The following is a 4,979-nucleotide window of genomic DNA, read 5'->3' as shown; positions in this document are numbered from 1 at the left end:
TTCTCCCTACGCAACGCGCTTCCGAGCTGACGACGAACGCGTGATCGGCGCCGATCCGTTCGTGCAGCAACTGATTCGCGACTTCGGCGCGAGCATCGTGCCCGGCTCGATCCGGCCGATCGCGCCCGAAACCGCGCAGGGCGGCCAGGCCGCCCATTGAATTGCGCCGCGCGGCGCGGAGCGCGCTCCGTCGCCGCGCGCGTGACGCATCACCATGATCCACAAGGAGCAATGAAATGTTGAAAGGCCAACTCGCCGGGCTCATGAAGCAAGCCCAGCAGATGCAGGAAAACATGAAGAAGGCGCAGGAGCAGCTGGCCCAGATCGAAGTCGAGGGTCAGGCGGGCGCCGGTCTCGTCAAGGTGACGATGACCTGCCGCAACGACGTGCGCCGCGTGTCGATCGATCCGAGCCTGCTCGCCGACGACAAGGACATGCTCGAAGACCTCGTCGCCGCTGCGTTCAACGACGCCGTGCGCAAGGCCGAAGCCACGTCGCAGGAAAAGATGAGCGGCATGACGGCCGGTCTGCCGATTCCGCCGGGCTTCAAGATGCCGTTCTAAAGCGGTTTGCCGCGCACGCCGGTCCGCGTGGACCGGCGTGCGCGCGCACCGCTGTTGTACCGATGTACCCGCGCCGGGCCGCGCATGCGCGTCGCCCCGCGCGGTTCGCCGCGCGAGCGAAACCGCTCGCTGACCGGCCTGGCCGTTTGACTTGATTGCGCGTCGATGGCGGGATCATTGACCGCTCTTGTCCGTTTATCGTCCGCTTACCGTTTTGCCACGCTGAATCCGCATGAAACAACCTTCCGCCCTGTCGGCGCTCGTCGAGGCGCTGCGCGTGTTGCCCGGCGTCGGGCCGAAGTCGGCGCAGCGCATGGCCTATCACCTGATGCAGCACGACCGCGAAGGCGCTGAAAAGCTCGGCCGTGCGCTCACGTTCGCCACCGAGAATCTCAAGCACTGCGAGAAGTGCAACACGTTCACTGAAGCTCAGGTGTGCGAAACCTGTCTCGACGACGAGCGCGATCCCACGCTGCTCTGCGTGGTCGAAACGCCCGCCGACCAGATCATGCTCGAACAGACCCTCACGTATCGCGGGCTGTATTTCGTGCTGATGGGGCATCTGAGCCCGCTCGACGGCATCGGTCCCAAGGAAATTCATTTCGACCGCCTCGTGAAGCGCGCCTCCGACGGCGTCGTCAAGGAAGTCGTGCTCGCGACCAACTTCACGAACGAAGGCGAGGCGACCGCGCACTATCTCGGCCAGACGCTCAAGGCGCGCGGCCTCGCGGTCACGCGACTCGCGCGCGGCGTGCCGGTGGGCGGCGAACTCGAATACGTCGACGCGGGCACGATCGCGCGCGCGATGCTCGACCGCCGCTCGATGTAAGCGGCTCGATGCAAGCGACCCGAGCCGCAGCGAAGAACACGAAAGGAGACACATGAGCGCAGCCGCATCCAACGAATCCGGCGCCCAATCTGCCGCGGACACCGGCGCAAAAAGCGCGGGTCCGCTCGCGGGCGTCAAGGTGCTCGAACTCGGCACGCTGATCGCGGGCCCGTTCGCGGCGCGTTTTCTGGGCGAGTTCGGCGCCGAAGTCATCAAGATCGAAGACCCGAAGGGCGGCGATCCGCTGCGCAAGTGGCGCAAGCTCTGGCCCGAGGCGGGCGGCACGTCGCTCTGGTGGGCCGTGCAGGCGCGCAACAAGAAGTCGGTGACCGTCAATCTCAAGGCCGAAGAGGGCAAGGAGATCGTGCGTCGTCTGGCGGCGGAAGCGGACATCGTCGTCGAGAACTTCCGGCCTGGGCTGCTCGAAAAACTCGGCCTCGGTTATGACGTGCTCTCGAAGCACAACCCCGGTCTCGTGATGGTGCGGCTGTCCGGCTATGGCCAGACCGGGCCGTATCGCGATCGTCCGGGCTTCGGCGCGATTGCCGAGTCGATGGGCGGTCTGCGTCACATCACCGGTTATCCCGAACTGCCGCCGCCGCGCATCGGCATTTCGATCGGCGATTCGATCGCGGCGCTGCATGGCGTGATCGGCGCGATGATGGCGCTGCATCATCGCAACATGAACGGCGGCAGCGGTCAGATCGTCGACGTGGCGCTCTACGAAGCCGTGTTCAACATGATGGAAAGCGTGGTGCCCGAATATGGCGTGTACGGCATGGTGCGCGAGCGCACCGGTGCGTCGCTGCCGGGCATCGTGCCGTCGAATACCTATCCGTGCCGCGACGGCAGCATCGTGATCGGCGGCAATAGCGATCCGATTTTCAAACGGCTGATGACGGCGATCGAGCGCGAGGATCTCGCCAGCGATCCCGCGCTCGCGCACAACGACGGGCGCGTGCCGCGCACCGCCGAGATCGATGGCGCGATTGCCGCGTGGCTGTCGTCGCGCACCATCGACGAGGCGCTCGACGTGCTCAATGCCGCCGACGTGCCCGCGGGCCGCATCTACAGCGCCGCCGACATGTTCACCGATCCGCAGTTCGCCGCGCGCCAGATGATCCAGCAGTTCCGCTGGCAGACGAAGGGCGCCAATGGTGAAGCCGGCGAGCCGGGCGAGGGCGTCGATATCGCGCTGCCCGGCGTCACGCCCAAGCTCTCGGCGACGCCCGGCGACACGCGCTGGCTCGGTCCGGCGCTCGGCGAGCACACCGACGAAGTGCTGCGCTCGCTCGGCTACGACGCCGATCAGATCGCGCGGCTGCACGAGCAGCAGGTCGTGTAGCGCGCGGCGGCTGGCGTGGTCGTTGCAACAACAAAAAGGCTCGCATTCAGCGAGCCTTTTTTCATTGCGCGCGAACCGGATGCCGATTCCGGACGCCGATTCGCGACTCAGGGTTCGATCACGATCTTGCCCGTGACCTTGCGCGAGGCCATGTCCTTGAGCGCCTGGGCGGTTTCTTCGAGCGAGTAGCGCTTCGAGACATACGGCTTGAGCTTGCCTTCGCCGATCCAGCCGACCATCTCCGCGAACGCGGCGGCATTGTTCTTCGGCTCGCGGCGCGCGTAATCGCCCCAGAACACGCCGACGAGACTCGCGCCCTTGAGCAGCGCGAGATTGAGCGGCAGCTTCGGAATCTCGCCGTTGGCGAAGCCGACCACCAGATAGCGCCCGCGCCAGCCGATGCTGCGGAACGCCGGTTCCGCATACTCGCCGCCGACCGGATCGTAGATCACGTCGGGGCCTTTGCCGTCGGTGAGCGCCTTGATGCGCTCGCGCAGATCCTCGGTCGTGTAGTTGATGGTCGCGTCGGCGCCGAAGCGTCGGCAGACTTCGAGCTTTTCTTCGCTCGATGCCGCCGCGATCACGCGCGCGCCCAGCGCCTTGCCGATCTCCACCGCCGCGAGGCCCACGCCGCCCGCCGCGCCGAGCACGAGCATCGTTTCGCCCGCACGCAGCGCCGCGCGGTCGACCACCGCGTGATGCGAGGTGCCGTAGGCGAGCGTGAAGGCGGCAGCCGTCGCGAAGTCGGCGCCTTCGGGCAGCGGCACGCAGGCGCCCGCTTCGGCGATGGCCTGCTGCGCGAAACCGCCGTTGCCCACGTAGGCGACCACGCGCGTGCCGGGCGCGAGCTTCACGCCTTCGCCCGCTGCGCGCACGACGCCCGCGACTTCCGCGCCCGGCGTGAACGGCAACTGCGGCTTGACCTGATATTTGTTCTCGATGATCAGCACGTCGGGGAAGTTGACGGCCGCGGCTTTCACGTCGATGACGACCTGGCCCGCGCCCGGCACGAGGTCGGGCAGTTCCTCGATCGAGAGCGTGTCGGGCGGGCCGTACTGGTTGCAGCGGATTGCGCGCATCGTGTCTCCTGTCTTGTCACTTCGGTCATGGATACTGCACAGCAGCACAGTGTACGGCAATCCGACAGATTGCGAACGGTCGTGCATTTTTCTTTCGAAGAAGCACGCAAGCGGAACATCAGAAAATGGCCCGGCGATCTCATGAAAGCGATCGTAGGAATGCGCCGCGCGTGGAGTCGTAAGCGGCGACGCAGCGGGCCTCCGCCTGTCGTTCGCCTGCCTTCTTTCCTCGGTTACAATCGGCTGATGCGAATCCTGATCAGCAACGACGACGGTTACCTCGCCCCCGGCCTTGCCGCGCTTTACGAAGCGATCAAGCCGCTCGGCGAAGTCACGGTGATGGCGCCCGAGCAGAACTGCAGCGCCGCCTCGAACTCGCTCACGCTGTGGCGCCCGCTTTCGGTGTTGCGCTCGGCCTCGACGGGCTTCTATTACGTCAACGGCACGCCTACCGACTCCGTGCATATCGCGCTCACGGGCATGCTTGAGCACAAGCCCGATCTCGTCGTGTCCGGCATCAACAACGGCCAGAACATGGGCGAAGACACGCTTTACTCGGGCACGGTCGCCGCGGCGACCGAAGGCATCATGTTCGGCGTGCCCGCCATTGCGTTCTCGCTCGTCGAGAAGGACTGGGTGCACCTCGATTCGGCCGCGCGCGTTGCGGCCGAAATCGTCAAGCATTACCTCGAACATCCGCTGCCGGGCAGCCCGCTGCTGAACGTCAACATTCCGAACCTGCCGTACGAGGAAATCGGCGACTGGCGCGTCACGCGCCTCGGCAAGCGCCATCCCTCGCAACCCGTGATCCGCGAAACGAATCCGCGCGGCGAGCCGATCTACTGGATCGGTCCGTCGGGCAGCGCGCGCGACGCGAGCGAGGGCACGGACTTCCACGCAGTCGCGAACGGCCACGTGTCGATCACGCCGCTGCAACTCGACCTCACGCATACGCACATGTTGCCGGCGACGCACGACTGGGTGCGCCAGGGCGGCGGCGCTTCATGACGGGCGAGCGCACGAAGCGTTTCCCGCTGGGCCTCGCGGATCTCGTGCGCGAGCCGCGTCGTCGCGACGACGCGCGCGGTTCGCTCGCGTCCGCGAGCAAGCCCGGCATCGCGAAGGGCACGGCCGCGAAGGCCGCGCCGGGTGCGCGCGGTCCG

Annotated in this window: 5 protein-coding genes and 1 pseudogene; 5 read left to right on the top strand and 1 reads right to left on the bottom strand. The window is 66.5% G+C overall.

The annotated features are described in order from the left end of the window. Positions 1-236 precede the first annotated feature (236 nt). From G3N97_RS36640 to G3N97_RS36630, 3 genes are all read left to right on the top strand, one after another. Positions 237-563 (top strand): YbaB/EbfC family nucleoid-associated protein, encoded by a 327-nt coding sequence (locus G3N97_RS36640; RefSeq protein WP_027818382.1) that lies wholly within the window; start codon positions 237-239, stop codon positions 561-563. A gap of 232 nt (positions 564-795) precedes the next feature. Further along, positions 796-1,392, top strand: a complete 597-nt coding sequence (gene recR / locus G3N97_RS36635; RefSeq protein ID WP_065060041.1) for a recombination mediator RecR — start codon at positions 796-798, stop codon at positions 1,390-1,392. A 52-nt stretch (positions 1,393-1,444) separates the two neighbouring features. Continuing rightward, complete coding sequence (locus G3N97_RS36630) at positions 1,445-2,737, top strand: CaiB/BaiF CoA-transferase family protein (RefSeq protein ID WP_205997665.1); 1,293 nt, start codon at positions 1,445-1,447, stop codon at positions 2,735-2,737. A 107-nt stretch (positions 2,738-2,844) separates the two neighbouring features. Here G3N97_RS36630 and G3N97_RS36625 read toward each other — a convergent pair whose 3' ends face one another. Then, on the bottom strand, positions 2,845-3,816 hold the full coding sequence (locus G3N97_RS36625) for an NADPH:quinone oxidoreductase family protein (RefSeq protein ID WP_205997664.1): 972 nt from the start codon (positions 3,814-3,816) through the stop codon (positions 2,845-2,847). A 246-nt stretch (positions 3,817-4,062) separates the two neighbouring features. Between G3N97_RS36625 and surE the strand changes: the two genes are divergently transcribed. Both surE and G3N97_RS39845 read left to right on the top strand, forming a co-directional pair. Then, positions 4,063-4,824 (top strand): 5'/3'-nucleotidase SurE, encoded by a 762-nt coding sequence (surE, locus tag G3N97_RS36620; protein WP_065060038.1) that lies wholly within the window; start codon positions 4,063-4,065, stop codon positions 4,822-4,824. Continuing rightward, positions 4,821-4,979: pseudogene (locus tag G3N97_RS39845) on the top strand (protein-L-isoaspartate O-methyltransferase); the annotation flags it as partial. The gene surE and the pseudogene G3N97_RS39845, both read left to right, overlap by 4 nt.

The organism is Paraburkholderia sp. Ac-20347 (assembly GCF_017104805.1).
In the GTDB taxonomy this organism is placed as follows: Bacteria; Pseudomonadota; Gammaproteobacteria; order Burkholderiales; family Burkholderiaceae; genus Paraburkholderia; species Paraburkholderia tropica.
Note: the sequence above shows the minus strand (reverse complement) of the source record. Positions and strands in the feature narration are given on the sequence as shown.

What these genes read in the sequence shown, in the direction of transcription:
- G3N97_RS36640 (WP_027818382.1), top strand. Translation starts at nt 237, where the DNA reads ATGTTGAAAGGCCAACTCGCCGGGCTCATGAAGCAAGCCCAGCAGATG.
- recR (WP_065060041.1), top strand. Translation starts at nt 796, where the DNA reads ATGAAACAACCTTCCGCCCTGTCGGCGCTCGTCGAGGCGCTGCGCGTG.
- G3N97_RS36630 (WP_205997665.1), top strand. Translation starts at nt 1,445, where the DNA reads ATGAGCGCAGCCGCATCCAACGAATCCGGCGCCCAATCTGCCGCGGAC.
- G3N97_RS36625 (WP_205997664.1), bottom strand. Translation starts at nt 3,816, where the DNA reads ATGCGCGCAATCCGCTGCAACCAGTACGGCCCGCCCGACACGCTCTCG.
- surE (WP_065060038.1), top strand. Translation starts at nt 4,063, where the DNA reads ATGCGAATCCTGATCAGCAACGACGACGGTTACCTCGCCCCCGGCCTT.